The organism is Spongorhabdus nitratireducens, assembly GCA_947387575.1.
Taxonomy (GTDB): Bacteria; Pseudomonadota; Gammaproteobacteria; order Pseudomonadales; family Endozoicomonadaceae; genus CANDOC01.
In genome coordinates this window covers 300,485-314,349 of sequence record CANDOC010000001.1, presented here as the reverse complement: position 1 = coordinate 314,349, position 13,865 = coordinate 300,485, and the positions used below count along the sequence as shown (strand labels likewise).

At 46.0% G+C, this 13,865-nt stretch carries 18 protein-coding genes and 1 tRNA gene; 12 read left to right on the top strand and 7 right to left on the bottom strand.

The window, feature by feature from the left end:
- Positions 1-86 precede the first annotated feature (86 nt).
- The 5 genes from ACYZZ0_RS01340 (at position 87) to ACYZZ0_RS01320 (ending at position 3,071) form a co-directional block, all read left to right on the top strand.
- Entirely contained in the window at positions 87-1,010 is a 924-nt protein-coding gene (locus tag ACYZZ0_RS01340; protein ID WP_461534769.1) for a DMT family transporter, read from the top strand.
- 69 nt (positions 1,011-1,079) lie between these two features.
- Positions 1,080-1,280, top strand: a complete 201-nt coding sequence (locus ACYZZ0_RS01335) for a DNA/RNA non-specific endonuclease (RefSeq protein ID WP_461534768.1) — start codon at positions 1,080-1,082, stop codon at positions 1,278-1,280.
- A gap of 2 nt (positions 1,281-1,282) precedes the next feature.
- On the top strand, positions 1,283-1,603 hold the full coding sequence (locus tag ACYZZ0_RS01330; protein WP_461534767.1) for an immunity protein YezG family protein: 321 nt from the start codon (positions 1,283-1,285) through the stop codon (positions 1,601-1,603).
- Between the two features lie 129 nt (positions 1,604-1,732).
- Complete coding sequence (locus ACYZZ0_RS01325; protein ID WP_461534766.1) at positions 1,733-2,107, top strand: transposase; 375 nt, start codon at positions 1,733-1,735, stop codon at positions 2,105-2,107.
- Positions 2,088-3,071, top strand: coding sequence for a transposase (locus ACYZZ0_RS01320; RefSeq protein WP_461534765.1), 984 nt, complete (start codon positions 2,088-2,090; stop codon positions 3,069-3,071). Before ACYZZ0_RS01325 ends, ACYZZ0_RS01320 begins: the two co-directional genes overlap by 20 nt.
- Before the next feature lie 234 nt (positions 3,072-3,305).
- On the opposite strand, the gene ACYZZ0_RS01315 is transcribed toward ACYZZ0_RS01320, so the two are convergent.
- Positions 3,306-3,911, bottom strand: coding sequence for a LysE family translocator (locus ACYZZ0_RS01315; RefSeq protein ID WP_461534764.1), 606 nt, complete (start codon positions 3,909-3,911; stop codon positions 3,306-3,308).
- Between the two features lie 159 nt (positions 3,912-4,070).
- Here ACYZZ0_RS01315 and ACYZZ0_RS01310 point away from each other — a divergent pair, with 159 nt between their 5' ends.
- Both ACYZZ0_RS01310 and ACYZZ0_RS01305 read left to right on the top strand, forming a co-directional pair.
- Positions 4,071-4,964 (top strand): LysR family transcriptional regulator, encoded by an 894-nt coding sequence (locus ACYZZ0_RS01310; protein ID WP_461534763.1) that lies wholly within the window; start codon positions 4,071-4,073, stop codon positions 4,962-4,964.
- Between the two features lie 85 nt (positions 4,965-5,049).
- Positions 5,050-5,466, top strand: a complete 417-nt coding sequence (locus ACYZZ0_RS01305) for a GFA family protein (protein WP_461534762.1) — start codon at positions 5,050-5,052, stop codon at positions 5,464-5,466.
- Positions 5,467-5,843: 377 nt separating this feature from the next.
- Here the strand turns inward: ACYZZ0_RS01305 and ACYZZ0_RS01300 are convergent.
- Positions 5,844-5,920, bottom strand: a tRNA-Pro gene (locus tag ACYZZ0_RS01300).
- Positions 5,921-6,087: 167 nt separating this feature from the next.
- On the opposite strand from ACYZZ0_RS01300, the gene ACYZZ0_RS01295 reads away from it, so the two are divergent.
- Complete coding sequence (locus tag ACYZZ0_RS01295) at positions 6,088-6,927, top strand: 23S rRNA (adenine(2030)-N(6))-methyltransferase RlmJ (RefSeq protein ID WP_461534761.1); 840 nt, start codon at positions 6,088-6,090, stop codon at positions 6,925-6,927.
- A 33-nt stretch (positions 6,928-6,960) separates the two neighbouring features.
- Here the strand turns inward: ACYZZ0_RS01295 and ACYZZ0_RS01290 are convergent, their stop codons facing one another.
- A complete protein-coding gene (locus ACYZZ0_RS01290; RefSeq protein WP_461534760.1) occupies positions 6,961-7,407 on the bottom strand; it encodes a hypothetical protein in 447 nt (148 codons plus the stop codon).
- Between the two features lie 106 nt (positions 7,408-7,513).
- A complete protein-coding gene (locus tag ACYZZ0_RS01285) occupies positions 7,514-8,128 on the bottom strand; it encodes a hypothetical protein (RefSeq protein WP_461534759.1) in 615 nt (204 codons plus the stop codon).
- Between the two features lie 360 nt (positions 8,129-8,488).
- On the opposite strand from ACYZZ0_RS01285, the gene ACYZZ0_RS01280 reads away from it, so the two are divergent.
- A complete protein-coding gene (locus tag ACYZZ0_RS01280) occupies positions 8,489-8,971 on the top strand; it encodes a MaoC family dehydratase (RefSeq protein ID WP_461534758.1) in 483 nt (160 codons plus the stop codon).
- A gap of 34 nt (positions 8,972-9,005) precedes the next feature.
- Complete coding sequence (locus tag ACYZZ0_RS01275) at positions 9,006-9,674, top strand: GNAT family N-acetyltransferase (protein WP_461534757.1); 669 nt, start codon at positions 9,006-9,008, stop codon at positions 9,672-9,674.
- A 113-nt stretch (positions 9,675-9,787) separates the two neighbouring features.
- Here ACYZZ0_RS01275 and ACYZZ0_RS01270 read toward each other — a convergent pair whose 3' ends face one another.
- Positions 9,788-10,543: a redoxin domain-containing protein gene (locus ACYZZ0_RS01270; RefSeq protein ID WP_461534756.1), complete on the bottom strand. Its 756-nt coding sequence runs from the start codon at positions 10,541-10,543 to the stop codon at positions 9,788-9,790.
- A 182-nt stretch (positions 10,544-10,725) separates the two neighbouring features.
- On the opposite strand from ACYZZ0_RS01270, the gene ACYZZ0_RS01265 reads away from it, so the two are divergent.
- The gene (locus tag ACYZZ0_RS01265) at positions 10,726-11,229 is read left to right on the top strand and encodes an FKBP-type peptidyl-prolyl cis-trans isomerase (protein ID WP_461534755.1); all 504 of its coding nucleotides are present in this window, start codon (positions 10,726-10,728) and stop codon (positions 11,227-11,229) included.
- A 56-nt stretch (positions 11,230-11,285) separates the two neighbouring features.
- On the opposite strand, the gene ACYZZ0_RS01260 is transcribed toward ACYZZ0_RS01265, so the two are convergent.
- Both ACYZZ0_RS01260 and ACYZZ0_RS01255 read right to left on the bottom strand, forming a co-directional pair.
- Positions 11,286-11,678 carry a DUF2750 domain-containing protein gene (locus tag ACYZZ0_RS01260; RefSeq protein WP_461534754.1) on the bottom strand — a complete coding sequence of 131 codons (393 nt, stop codon included), beginning with the start codon at positions 11,676-11,678 and terminating at the stop codon, positions 11,286-11,288.
- 85 nt (positions 11,679-11,763) lie between these two features.
- Positions 11,764-12,285, bottom strand: coding sequence for a hypothetical protein (locus ACYZZ0_RS01255; protein WP_461534753.1), 522 nt, complete (start codon positions 12,283-12,285; stop codon positions 11,764-11,766).
- A gap of 153 nt (positions 12,286-12,438) precedes the next feature.
- Between ACYZZ0_RS01255 and ACYZZ0_RS01250 the strand changes: the two genes are divergently transcribed.
- Positions 12,439-13,356, top strand: a complete 918-nt coding sequence (locus ACYZZ0_RS01250) for a YiiX/YebB-like N1pC/P60 family cysteine hydrolase (RefSeq protein WP_461534752.1) — start codon at positions 12,439-12,441, stop codon at positions 13,354-13,356.
- The last annotated feature ends 509 nt before the right edge of the window (positions 13,357-13,865 follow it).

Sequence of the window (13,865 nt, the reverse complement as noted above, 5' to 3'; positions counted from 1 at the left end):
TTTATGCCTGCTAAAAACGTTATTATTCCTGCAGCCTGAGCATCAGGCCCGGCCTCGAATTCCAAAACATAGCAGGAGCTACCACCATGCTGGCCACGGAGAATGTCCCGAAAGGTGTCGCCTATGCCGTTGCGACCACGCTTTTTGCCAGCACCGCTGCCGCTGCAACCAAACTGATCGCCTCTGATGTTCCGATCCCGGTTATTGTACTGGCTCAGTACCTGATCTGTTTTGTCATCATGCTGCCCTGGCTTGGGCGTTACTCCTTTCGCTCCCTCAAGACCGAACGCTTCGGGGTACATCTGGTGCGGGGTGTCAGTGGCTGGCTCTGCTTTTATGCTTACTACACGGCACTGTCACAAATTCCGCTGGTCGATGCCGCCCTGCTCCGCAACAGTGGCCCGCTGTTTGTACCCCTCGTCGTTTGGCTATGGATGAAATTTAAAGTCCCAGGCAAGGCATGGTTGCCGATGCTGCTTGGGTTTGTCGGCGTAATTATGGTACTTCAACCGGATATGGCTGATATCAAAATCTGGCATTTAGTGGGACTGACCTCCGGCCTGACTCTGGCTATATCCATGGTCGCTACCCGCGCCCTGTCACGCACCGAGCCTTCCGGCCGGATTATGTTTTATTATTTTGTGCTTTCCGTTATCTGCAGCCTGCCACTGGCACTGCTGAACTGGAAGCCACTCCCGCTCTGGTGCCTGCCCTGGCTGTTCTATATCGGTTTTGCCATCTGCCTGACCATGTGGTGCTATACCCGCGCCTATACCTGCGCCCCGGCCAGCGTTGTTTCACCCCTGAACTACACCGGTATTGTGTTCAGTGGCTTGCTGGGCTGGATAGTCTGGGATCATTTGCCGGATACACTGGCTCTGAGCGGCATGCTGTTGGTTGTTGTGGCGGGTTTGTTGGCTGTGTTTTTGAATTCATCTGGTGCTAAGGCGGTTACTAGCAATTCAAATAAAGACAAAGCGGTTGTGGGAGAAGAACAAGGGGCGGCCTGAGGTTAAATTTGAACCTCAACACATCAACCCGAATTTTTTGTTCAAGGAAATGGTAAGCCAGTAAATTGCTTGAAAAACTTGAACACGAGTGGGTATCCCAAGCTTGAAAATATCTGGAAGCGTGATTTTTCAGCAGGGAGCCAAGTAGGGGTTAAAATACAACCCTCTTACGTCGGTGATTCTGTTAGACCAGATAAATTTAAAGTTGTTTATCAGGTTAATGATAACAACCCAATACAAATATTCCTGAAAGACCAGGCAGGGCAGTAATCATGGTTCAAGAAGCTCAGAAGCTTTATCAAGTAATTGGTAATGAAGCTATTTCTCAAATACCAGAAGAGTGGACAAAGGCTCAGATTGAAGCAGAGATTGATGATGATATGTCTTTGTTTGATGCTTGGTATTTGACCGCTCAAGGTGAAAAGAAGATGTTAGACGTTAGTTTTGAGCTTAGTGATAGCTTCGAAAAACTAAGAAACCTAGAATCCATGTCAAAAAAAGGGAAGTGGAGTAAATGTACCTTTGTTTTGTATGCAAATGGTCGTTTTGAAACAGACTTCTCTTATGATGATTCACCGAGGTGGAAAAAATAAGAAAAGGAGAAGAAAGAACAGGAAAAAGGAAAGAAAGGAAAAAAATAAAAAGGACACCCATATTTTTGACAACACCTCACCCTGGTCTATCTTCCTACCAAGCATTAATTTTCCCGGCAGGAAAACCCAATGACTCAAGCACGCAGCAGCCTGATAGACCCGAGTAGCACTCCGTACTATCACTGCATTGCACGTTGCGTCCGCCGAGCCTGGCTATGTGGCGAGGATCATCTGACCGGGAAGAACTATGAGCATCGTCGTCAGTGGGTTATCGACAGGCTGGAGGCTCTGGTTGATATCTTTGCTATCGAGGTCTGTGCCTATGCAGTGATGTCCAATCACTACCATGTCGTACTGCATATCAACAGACACCCAGCAGACAAATGGACTAAAGATAAAATAAAAAGGACACCCATACATTTGACAACACCTTACCCTGATCTATCTTCCTACCAAGCATTAATTTTCCCGGCAGGAAAACCCAATGACTCAAGCACGCAGTAACCTGATAGACCCGAGCAGTACGCCGTACTATCACTGCATCGCGCGCTGCGTCCGCAGAGCCTGGCTGTGTGGTGAGGATCATCTGACCGGCAAGAACTATGAGCACCGTCGTCAGTGGGTTGTCGACAGACTGGAGGCTCTGGTTGATATCTTTGCTATCGAGGTCTGTGCCTATGCGGTGATGTCCAATCACTACCATGTCGTACTGCACATCAACAGACACCCAGCAGACAAATGGACCAGAGATGAAGTACTGATGCGCTGGACTTCACTGTTCACTGGTCCACTCCTGGCACAGAGATATCTTGCCAGAGATAAACTGAACACTGCTGAACTGGCACGGGTTGACGACTATGTTGCAACCTATCGTGATCGGCTGATGGATATCAGCTGGTTTATGCGATGTCTTAACGAATATCTTGCTCGTGAGGCTAATAAGGAGGACGGCTGTAAGGGTCGGTTCTGGGAGGGGCGCTTTAAAAGCCAGGCTTTACTGGATGAAGCAGCCCTTCTCACTTGTATGACTTATGTTGATCTTAACCCTGTTCGTGCAAAGATAGCCACAACACCGGAGAAATCCGACTTCACCTCAGTTCAGGAGCGAGCCAGACATCTCGCGAAAAGTGAAGGAAGAATGCAGCCCGTAACGCTTAAGCCATTTCGAGCACAGGGTCAGAAAACTGATCTTGCTCTTCCCTACACCCTGTATGATTACTTTGATTTGGTAGACTGGAGTGGACGAGCTGTTCGACTGGATAAACGGGGATCGATCTCCAGTGATATGCCACCTATTCTGACCCGTCTGGGTATTAATCCAGATGAATGGGTTCAGACCATGGGTCGAGGTAATCGCTTTTACCGCGCAGCCGGTAGAGTGATTGCAATGAAGGCTTGTGCACTCAATTCTGGACAACAGTGGATGCAGGGTATGGAGGTTTGCAGGCGTTTATTTTCGCTCAATTAAATCCAGCTATCAAAATTTAGATCAGAATTTATTCCCATATTTTTAATACCTTTCCTTTTGGGTATCAGCATCTTTCAAAGTGCTTAATATTGCGCGACTGCATCACTTGCATATAAAAGCGAAGTCAGATTCTATAATAATGTTATCTGAAAGTTTGAGGTGTATGAAATAGATTCAAAAACACAGGAAAATATATGGGTGTCCTCAATTTTTTCCTGCTTCATCCATAGGCTATTAATTACGAACAATCATCCACAAAGATACACAAATCAACATCCCTCCAAAAACATACCTTTGAATACGTTCAGATTGTTCAGATGCAAACTTACGTTGAAGCCATGACCCACCCAATGCCCAGGAAACTGTTGCTCCAGTAGTTAAAACAGCTATACCCAAAGAGAGAAGTAGTACCTGAAACAGTTGTGTAGATGTAGAATCCAAAAACTTAGAGAACATCACTATCGTGACAGAAATGAGTTTCACGTTTAAAGATTCAAGAATGATACCATCAAGAAATCCTAAACTGGTATCAGAGCTTTCATTCACCTCACCTGATAAAGGCTGACTTATGATTTTGTAAGCAAGATAAATCAAATAAATTGACCCAAGATACTGTAAAAAATAAAAAAACCTTGGATACGCTCCTAACAATACACCTGCGCCTGAGCCAATTAATACAGCTTGTACAAATACAGTCAGGTTTATGCCAGAGAGAAATGGTACCAACCGGAAGAAACCTTGCTTTGCAGATAATGCTGCCATGGCAACATTTGCCGGTCCTGCCGAGAATATTAATGGGAACATCATTCCAAACCAAAGTACAAACTTACTTTCGAGCATACATCGTCCCATGTGCTACCTGTTGATCTACCAGTACAGCTATGCGATTAAAATTCAATCTTGTGGCAATACCAGCAATGGAAGTTGGACATTGTGTATGCACTGATAGATCATGTAAAATGATATCTAATAAAGGCTGTTATCAAATTTTGTGAAGTCATGGATTTTAAAAAGCTCAGAACGTTTCAGTGTGCAGCACAAACACTTCATTTTAGCGAAGCTGCAGATAGACTCGGCTATGTACAGTCTGCAGTAACCAACCAAATCAAAAGTCTTGAGGAAGAACTTGATACTCGGCTATTTGAAAGAAATGGGCGAGGAGTTGAGCTAACTACAAGTGGCCAGCAGCTGCTGCACTATACAAAAAAAATTTTAAATATGTGCGAAGAAGCAAAAACTATTATTGCTACTACTCAAAAAAATCATCAAATTAAAATAGCCGGTAATGATACCATTCTTACTTATTATCTACCCAAGATACTTAGTCAATATCGTCTTCAAAACAAAGAGATACGCTTTTCTATTCAACAAATACCAGTAGCACATTTGAAGCGTGAACTTTTAGCAGGTAATCTAGATTTAGTATTTATACTTGAGAAGCCATTTATGAGACAAGGCCTGACTGCTCATATTTTTAAGGAGGAAGAAATAGTTTTAGTTTGCTCACCATCTCACCCTCTGGCTAAAAAAATTGAAATAAGTTCTCATGATCTAATAGATGAACATGTGATACTCACTGAGCAGGGTTGTTGTTATCGCAATCAGTTCGAACGAATTCTAATCAATGCAGGAGCATATAGCACAGCTAATATAAGTGAGTTTGCTAGCATAGAAGCTATCAAGGTAAGCGTAAAATTGAACATAGGTATCGCAGCTTTAAGCTTAAGCTCTGTATCTAAAGAGCTTGATCAGGAGGAGCTTGTATCACTTCAGCTCAAAGATACAGAGATGATTTCAAGCATCCACTGTATTACTGATGATAATAGAGATTACCCTGAGCCTATTGAAAGCTTCATCAAGTTTTGTCAATCATATGAGTTATCTACTGAATAGTGTGATAATGTCCTGTTAGTCACGACATATAAAGTTAGTTAACACTTTTGTCAGGCTGAATACATAAACTAATTCTGGGGCCGCTATGCAGGAAGTTAAGGTAGAAGGAAGTTGCCTATGTGGTAATATCAAATATGAGATTACTGGAAACTTAGGCATTTTTCAGTACTGCCACTGCTCTCGATGTAGAAAATTCACAGGGAGCGCCCATGCCGCCAACCTCTTGGTTCTACCAAATCAGTTCAAGTGGCTCAAAGGGGAAAAAGAAGTAACCCGTTTTTTACCCAACGAAACAAAGCATTTTGCCACAGCATTTTGTAACAACTGCGGTTCATCCATGCCTTGGAATGCCAAAAGCGGTAAGAGTGTTGTCATTCCAGCAGGCTCTCTTGATGAGCACCCGGGTATTGAGCCTTTTCAAAATATCTTTTTTGAGTCCAGAGCCAAATGGTATAAAGCTGCTAGTGATTTACCTGAATACAATAAATTACCAAAAAAGTAGTACAGTGTGACAAGCAGCTAACAAGATAACTGGACTCCCCACGCCCTTGAACCAGTATCGACGGCTATCGTCGAGGAAAATCCCGTTATGAGTACAAAAGTCATCGGTGTCGACCCAGCCGAGATAGTATCCAAGCGCGGATAATTATTGATGGCAAAATGATTGCTAATCAGGAGATGACACAGACTCAATTCAAGTGCTTTTTAGCGACATAGTCTGTTTCGGTAAAAAAGAATAACAAAACAGCTAGCGCCCAAATCCACTATATTCGTAGGCTGCTAGAGAATGGCTGTACGAGATAGCCGACAGAGACTGAATCTTGTTGCGAACTGGTAAATTTGGAAGTAATGACTAGCCAGAAAGGCTAGATAAAGAAATGGTCGGAGCGAGAGGATTTGAACCTCCGACCCCCACAACCCGAATGTGGTGCGCTACCAGGCTGCGCTACGCTCCGAAGGACGAGGCGTATCTTAATGATTCAGGCTCGATTGTCAAAACTAATTTGGCGGTGTTTTGCGGTACGTAAATAATCCCGCCGTTCAACAGTTGTCATTCCCTTATCAAGCCACCTATTATTAGCCACCTTCACTAAAGCCTGACCCCTACTCTCCGGAGAATCCCTTGCTCAGCTATCGCCATGCCTTTCATGCCGGCAATTTCGCCGATGTTCTCAAGCACGCTGTACTGCACCTGACAATGGAGCATATGGTCAGGAAAGATAAAGCCATGACCTGTATCGACACCCATGCCGGCGCTGGCATGTATCGGTTACAGGGCGACCATGCCCAGAAAACAGGTGAGTATCAGGAAGGTATTGCCAAACTGTGGCAACGTGACGATCTGCCGGAAGCACTACAGCCCTATATTGATCACATCAAGCAGCTTAACCCGGGTAACACGCTGAAAACCTACCCCGGATCGCCTGCCATTACTCAAAGCTGGTTGCGGCGGGATGACAATCTTTATCTTTATGAATTGCACCCAAATGATCACAAACTGCTTAATCGCCAGTTTGAACGACGCAAGAAAGTACGTGTTGCCCAGTCCGACGGTTATCATGCCCTGAAAGCCCTGCTTCCGCCTCCGAGCCGCAGAGGGATAGTGCTGATTGACCCGCCCTACGAGCTGAAAACCGATTACCAGCAGGCCATTAAAGCCATCCAGAACGGTTACCAGCGATTTTCAACCGGCACTTATATGGTCTGGTATCCCGTAGTAAAGCGGGGCTTTATTGATGATATGGTGAAACAGATCCAGCGCAGCCAAATGCGCAATGTGCTGCAGATCGAACTCTGTATTCAGCCGGATAATAATGAATTCGGAATGACAGGCACTGGCATGCTTGTGGTTAATCCGCCGTGGAAATTGAAGCAGCAAATGGAAGAGGTGTTACCCTACCTGGTGAAACATTTGGGAACAGCCGATAGCAGTTTCAGCCTGAAGCAGCTGGTTGAAGAGTAATCAGATAGAAGCCGTCTGATTATTTCAGACGGCTTAATAACGGTTTGAATGAAAATCTGGCTGACTTTGGTCGTGAGTATTCACAGAAGTCAGTTCAACATGCCCCAACAACCGCTCTAATTCGTCCTTCAAATCTGCAGGAATAATAAAGAAAAGACTGTCGTTATCGACATCAAGTACCCGGTATAAAAACCGACCGGTTAAAGGCTGCTGCTCTGAAAAAAAGTAATGAGCATATCCGCTCAACCGCTCAAAGCTGATATCTTTTGGCTTTTCAAGCAATTCGAGCGCTTCTGAACAATCAAAACAGGCAATCTCAAGATAATCCATTTGCTCTGCTGAAAGCATCTCGCAAACGGGCTTGCCCCGGAGGTTGCGTACAAAAACCGGATAATTACGCTGTGTCAGGCGGCTTACACTGGCAGCACGCTCACGGCGTAACTGGCTGGCAGATATATGAATTTCGGGCCGAAATCCCATACTTCGCGGCTCCATTGCGATATTGTCGTTCCTGAGAACGCACTATTCACTTCTGTAATCCTTATTTAAAAGCTTATATTAAGCATACTTATTTGCCGTATAGCTGTTACTTACCAGAGAGCCACTTCTTTATTTCTTTTTCTACAATCAGAACTTGATATCCATTCCTGTTTGGTAACTTGTTTATCAACTCTGTTGTTATATGATCCAGTCGCCGTGAAATCCATGGCGTATCCCGTCTAAAAATGAATTTCAACATGCCCGATGCGGTACAGTCGTTATATGTACCCAAACCCATCCATGCCAGATCCCAGTTTTGTTTTATGGCTAACCAGAAGAACCTGTGTTTCAAGACATTTTCAGGCTCAATCGAAATACCGGAATCGATATCCGTTCGATCTGCTTGAGCCAGCAGAAGCTGTGATGCAGATTTCATTAGCACCTGCATCCGTATAACAAAATCAGCTTCGAGCCCGCCAAAGCTGGCAGCAGCCGACTGCATCACCTGTCCTGCCAGAAAGCCTTTCGATTCGGCCCGTTCTGTAAACCAGCAAGTTGCAGCATCAGAAATAGCAACCTGCTGTCCTTCCACTAATCCGTAATATGCGACTCCCATCTCAAGCAGAAGTTGGTATAGCAAACGGTCTATCGCCTGTGGCGCTCTGCTCCGGGGTTTCAATAACCGTTTTGCTGCTTTGATGTCGGAGGTATGGACCTCCATCAGGCAATGACTGTCCGTTTTGTGAACCTTTATTATCAAACGGGTCACAGTAGCTTCTGTAATGGCGATATCCTTTCGTGTTACGTAATTATCTGCCAGTACACAAAAGGGCAGAAGCGGAATCAAGAAAAAGACGAAGCAAGCTTTTATCTCATCACCTCTTCGACAGCCTTTGGATCTGCGCTTAAATCATAGACGCTTACTCAGTTACAAAGCTGCAATTTTCTTCACTTCACCCTGTTGCTATGATCCGCGCCACTCTGGTTGTGATAGCAACGACAACGTTGTCATCCATACCTCATAGAATTTACAGCGACAGTTACACTGTCCTTTCAAACTTATAATCAAGAGTCTGAACGCATGCGTAAACTGGAAAATGTCCCGTTTGAACAACTCAAGGTTGGTGATGCTACAACCCTGACCCGCACTTTAACCGAGCAGGATCTGATCCTGTTTGCCAAGGTGTCCGGTGATACCAACCCGGTTCACCTGGATCAGGAGTACGCAGCCACCACCCAGTTTGAAGGCCGGATTGCTCACGGTATGTGGACTTCTTCCCTGATTTCCTGCGCGCTGGCAACCCAACTGCCGGGGCCTGGAGGCATTTATCTGTCCCAGGAAGTTAAATTTATGCGGCCGGTAAAGATCGGGGACACCGTCACAGTCAAACTGGAAGTCACCGACATCAACCTGCGCCGTAAACGCGCTACAATAAGTACCAACGTTGTTAATCAGGATGGCAAGACTGTGGTCAAGGGTTCTGCTGAAGTCATGCCTTCTGTAGAAAAAGTGATCGTTGACGAATACCCGTTACCGGATGTTGAACTGATCAGCAAAAACTGATTAACACCCGTACACAATAGTCCTCTCTTCCACCATGCTGATTCGGGATGCCATATTCCAGTTTGCACTGGATCGGGGATTCAGGCTGGTCTCAAGACCAGCCTTTTTCCACAGCGAATATTATGCGGTCTGGTTTGATGCCATTAATGAGCCTTTCAGCTGGACCGTGTCACCTGAAGATGAAGAGTTTACTGATCTCACGGAAGAGTTTGCCGAGATAAACCAAAGCCCTCCTGCCGGTTTATCAGGATGCCTTGAACTGACCGATCGCAGTGATAGCAGCGGCAGAGTACTTGGCTTCGCACTTTACACTGAACAACGATTTATACCCTCAGGTCAGGGCTCTCTGGTCAATTCTGACTCTGCGCCGGCACAGCGCGCAGATGCCATGCCCGTGCTGTTTATCAACCGGATTGCAACCCGCAAGGAAATTCAGGGACGTGGCGGCGGCAAGCTCTTAATGACTTGTCTTTTTGACCTGGCACGCACACACGGAATTCCTGATGTGATGCTGGAATCAAGAGTCAGTTCTGAAAGTTTCTATCAGCATATCGGCATGAACTTTTTTTATGACTATATGATCAAGCCGGTGCTTTGTACTCGAGATATGATTTTATTAACACCTTTGCCTATTCATGGTTCAACCTCAGCAGAAGCTACTGTGCGGGTTAAAGCCATTCCTTATCAACTCAACGAAAGTTAATATCCTTATCCTGACTGACACCAGCACACTTTACCCCAGCCCCCCCGGACCCTTGCCAAGCCGAAAGCATTCCCTGCTCCCGGCAATACAAGATCTGTTCTCAAGGCTTTGAACTAGCTCTTGTCTTTCATATGCTCCCTGACGCCTTCATCGGTCATCGGCATCATGGGATCTCCCGGTTTCCAGCCAGCCGGTAGCACCTTCTCAGCATCCGCTTTACCGCGCTCATCCAATTGTTCGACCTTGGCGGCATTGTTCAGGATATGAGTTGAAACATCCCGGCCAATATCATTGCTGTTGATTTCTATAATTCTGATCACTCCATTTTCACCGATATAGACCGTTCCCCTCAGGGCCATGCCATCATCACCCAGCAGACCGTACTGCTGCAGGATTTTCTTGTCCGGATCGGACACCATAATATACTCTGGTTTGCCCAAGCCCAGCGGCCCCTCTTTATTCACTTTTTGGTCATCCGAGGATTTCCACCAGGATTCATGGGAGTGTTTGGCATCCTCTTTTTCTGAGGCTTCATCCGCAGAAATCACCAGCACCTGAAAGCCCATCTGGCGCAGCTTTGGCATCACCTTTTTCAATGCAATCAGCTCTGTCGGGCACACATAAGTGCAGTTTTTGGGATAGCTGAAAAGGATGACTCTTTGCTTACCAAGGTACAGGTCCGAAGCAACATCGTTTTCTACTTTCTCGCTTTCAGGATTGAAAATATCGGCAGTAAAGGCTGGAGCCTTTTGTCCGGGCAAGATACCCGCTTTTACATCTTCTGAAGTCAGGGACAGCACAGCGGATAAAGATAAAGCAAGTACATAGACCGGCAACTTTAAGGGCCAGGACAAAGTCTTTTGGCTCATGTTGATCTCGCAGTACTAAACAGTGGATGTTCGGTAAGAATTAGCAGAAATTGCTGACTGCAGATTGCGGATTCCACTTACTTCAGGCTATTTCATGTCAGTAGCAAAGCAGAAGTCATTTGAAATGAGCCTGTCACCCTATACTATAAGCGCCTCACTGACAGATTTAAGGCATACAGCCAATGAAAATCGCAGACAATTGCGTCGCCCTGTTTAACTACACACTGAAAAACGATCAGGGTGAACTGCTGGATAGCTCTGAAGGCAATCCTATGGGTTACCTGCACGGTCAGTACAATATCGTGGAAGGTCTGGAAAAAGAGCTGGAAGGCAAGCAAGCCGGTGACAAATTCGAAGTAACTGTTGAGCCTGCCGAAGCTTATGGCGAGTTCGATGACAGTCTGGTTCAGGCTGTACCGCGTGCAGACTTTGGTGACCATCCGGTAGAAGTTGGCTCACAGTTCCACGCTGATACCGCAATTGGCCCCAGAGTCGTAACCGTAACTGCAATTCATGAAAATGAAGTTGTTATCGATGCCAACCACGAGCTGGCCGGTGAAAACCTTCACTTCGCCATCGAGGTTGTGGAAGTACGTGAAGCAACTGCTGAAGAGAAAGAGCACGGCCATATTCATGCTGAAGGCGGCTGCGGTCACGATCATAGCGAAGGATGCTGCGACCATTAAGCCATCAGGCTTCGCCTTACATTAAAAAAAGCGCCTTCAAAAGGCGCTTTTTTTACTTAGAACTGCTCAAGAAGACCGACAAGCGATTCTTGCAATTCGGCCGGGCTCAGCACAATGCCTTCTTCTTCCCCAACCGGGAATACGGCCAGCATGGTATGATCCCGTTCCAAACCTGGCGTCCAGCGCTCAATCCAGTAATCAAGCTTGATCGCCTTGGGGGTGCAATCTGACCAGTCACCTGTTGCCCAGGCTTTGGCAAAATCCGGGTGAGGCCATATCGGCAGGCAGTCTTCGCCGTCTGCAGAAGACAGGGCAACCCAGCCATCGTTACTGTGAAGACTCCAGATTTCTTCAAAATCTGTCACCTTCTTGAGAAAATAATCCAACCGTTGATCATCTGACAATCTGCAGACATTCTCATACTGCTGACTGTTCAACTTATACGCCATTTGACGACTATCCCGAAGCACCGTCGGTGCTGTCTACTTATCCAGCCTGTATTTTATCCTAAAGATTCAGCTTAATCATGAAAGATCACGGTTTGTTACGCTGTCGTTCATATTCAAGCCTTGACGCTTCACAAGCGTTCTCGACTCTTTGGTCTATCTCATCTGATGAAACCCGCTCAAATACCCATTTACCACCTTCAGCGGGAGCCAGTATCAACTGATTTTCATCCGCCTTAAGCACAAGGAATGGCTGGTTGGCTTCATCAGGCAAAAGCTGAGTGACATTGTTCTGAGAGATCACCTTGCCCATCGCCACATAATCAGTACAACCATGGCCAGTATTTCGTTCCAGTAATACAAAGCTGAATGAGTCTTTGGCGCAGGATAATGATGACTGTCCGGCCATTGCTTCGTTACAGATAATGAGCGCCCCGGCAATCATATTCTGCTCAACAGCTTTCGGATTTATCAGCCACCAGTTGCCATAGACAGTTTCCGGTATTTGAGAAACCTTCTTTGATTCTCCCTCTGCAGCTCCAGTTATGCTTGAGCTTATCATCGCCCAAAACAGCAACCCTACCTGAAGGCTCCGTACGATCAGCCTCATTAAATTCTCCTGCCTGCCATGCTCCCCTCCTCTTCAGACCGTCAACCATCTGTAATGTTTCTGTGTAGAAAATAACAGGCTCAATCCTGGAGTTGTTAGGGCTTTATGCCCAGAGCTCCTATCCTTAAAGAAGGAGAACAGGGAGTGTTCAACATGTTGATTAATAAAGTATCCGGATGGCTGACCCGGTTACTGATGTACCAGTACCCACGCGCGCAGGCACCACTCTGCGATTTTGAGCGTATCAGGCATGAACTCAAGCCTTGCGATGTGCTCTTGATAGAAGGACGCTCTCGCGTCAGCCAGGTTATCAAACAGATCACCCAGAGCCCCTGGTCTCATGCTGTACTCTACCTGGGACGACTGCATGATATTGCAGACCCGAGAATCAGGGAAACCCTGGGCCAGTCGCTGGAATGTGAGCCTGATGAGCAGCTGATTATAGAGAGTGAGCTTGGTTACGGTACTGTGGTTCGCCCCCTGAGCAGCTATCAGGGCGAGCATATGCGATTATGTCGCCCTAACGGACTTTCCTATGCCGACAGCCAGCAGGTCATTCATTACGCTGTCAGCCGCCTTGGAATGGAATATGATGTAAGACAAGTACTTGATCTGGCAAGATTTTTCTTACCCTACAGCATATTACCCCGCCGCTGGCGCTCGTCCCTGTTCCAGTACTCACCAGGTGAAGCCACTCGAACCGTATGTTCATCGATGATTGCCGAAGCCTTCAGTTTTATCCGCTTCCCGATACTGCCACTGGTCAAGATTTCCAACAAGCATGGCGTTCAGCTGTTCCAGCGCAACCCCAAGCTTTGTACCCCGAAAGACTTCGACCTTTCACCCTACTTTCTGATCATCAAATATCCATTCCTGGATTACACCCTGCATGCCGAATACAAGCTGCTGCCTTGGCATGGAGATGCTCACCTGGAAGGTAATGAAGCGGATCTTTATGTCAGCCCCGGAAAGCTGGCAGAAATCAAGCAAATGAGAAATGAAGCGGCAACCAATATTCAGCAGGTTACCGACTTGAATGAAGCCCGGGATCAACGCGAAAACAGAAACTAGTAGCGATAAATAAAAAACACTTTTGATATGAGGACTTGTTCTTAAGAAAACATGGAAGCATTCTGAAAATCATCAATACTTATGTCCGTCGATAAGATTGTTTCCCCCTACAAACTTGTCGATCTAGGCCAGAAATGGTCTTGGTACTTGGATTGTGTACCTATGTTTCACTCCTATATGGTCTTAGCCCGGTGATCCTTCCCCCAGGACTCCGGGTTTCTTTTTGCCTGTAATCACTCAGCCAGAATCTATTGGCAGACAATAAAGCTATTTAAAAACAGAATTCTATATATCACTGGCTACCTATGCCTGATGTTCAGATTAAGCGAGCGAACTCATTCCCCCTGACGTTTAAGTCATAATACTTAATTACTTTCCAGCCTTGTTTTGAGAAATTGAGACCCAAAACTGCCCTTCCCTAACTTCAGAAAGGAACATCTGACCTGTGAAGCTGCATCAGCGAAATGCCAAAGAACAGTCCGGCACAGATATACAGGCAGAAATGGACA

Coding starts and splice junctions, on each gene's coding strand:
- ACYZZ0_RS01340 (WP_461534769.1), top strand. CDS start 87: ATGCTGGCCACGGAGAATGTCCCGAAAGGTGTCGCCTATGCCGTTGCG.
- ACYZZ0_RS01330 (WP_461534767.1), top strand. CDS start 1,283: ATGGTTCAAGAAGCTCAGAAGCTTTATCAAGTAATTGGTAATGAAGCT.
- ACYZZ0_RS01325 (WP_461534766.1), top strand. CDS start 1,733: ATGACTCAAGCACGCAGCAGCCTGATAGACCCGAGTAGCACTCCGTAC.
- ACYZZ0_RS01320 (WP_461534765.1), top strand. CDS start 2,088: ATGACTCAAGCACGCAGTAACCTGATAGACCCGAGCAGTACGCCGTAC.
- ACYZZ0_RS01315 (WP_461534764.1), bottom strand. CDS start 3,911: ATGCTCGAAAGTAAGTTTGTACTTTGGTTTGGAATGATGTTCCCATTA.
- ACYZZ0_RS01310 (WP_461534763.1), top strand. CDS start 4,071: ATGGATTTTAAAAAGCTCAGAACGTTTCAGTGTGCAGCACAAACACTT.
- ACYZZ0_RS01305 (WP_461534762.1), top strand. CDS start 5,050: ATGCAGGAAGTTAAGGTAGAAGGAAGTTGCCTATGTGGTAATATCAAA.
- ACYZZ0_RS01290 (WP_461534760.1), bottom strand. CDS start 7,407: ATGGGATTTCGGCCCGAAATTCATATATCTGCCAGCCAGTTACGCCGT.
- ACYZZ0_RS01285 (WP_461534759.1), bottom strand. CDS start 8,128: ATGGAGGTCCATACCTCCGACATCAAAGCAGCAAAACGGTTATTGAAA.
- ACYZZ0_RS01280 (WP_461534758.1), top strand. CDS start 8,489: ATGCGTAAACTGGAAAATGTCCCGTTTGAACAACTCAAGGTTGGTGAT.
- ACYZZ0_RS01275 (WP_461534757.1), top strand. CDS start 9,006: ATGCTGATTCGGGATGCCATATTCCAGTTTGCACTGGATCGGGGATTC.
- ACYZZ0_RS01270 (WP_461534756.1), bottom strand. CDS start 10,543: ATGAGCCAAAAGACTTTGTCCTGGCCCTTAAAGTTGCCGGTCTATGTA.
- ACYZZ0_RS01265 (WP_461534755.1), top strand. CDS start 10,726: ATGAAAATCGCAGACAATTGCGTCGCCCTGTTTAACTACACACTGAAA.
- ACYZZ0_RS01260 (WP_461534754.1), bottom strand. CDS start 11,678: ATGGCGTATAAGTTGAACAGTCAGCAGTATGAGAATGTCTGCAGATTG.
- ACYZZ0_RS01255 (WP_461534753.1), bottom strand. CDS start 12,285: ATGAGGCTGATCGTACGGAGCCTTCAGGTAGGGTTGCTGTTTTGGGCG.
- ACYZZ0_RS01250 (WP_461534752.1), top strand. CDS start 12,439: ATGTTGATTAATAAAGTATCCGGATGGCTGACCCGGTTACTGATGTAC.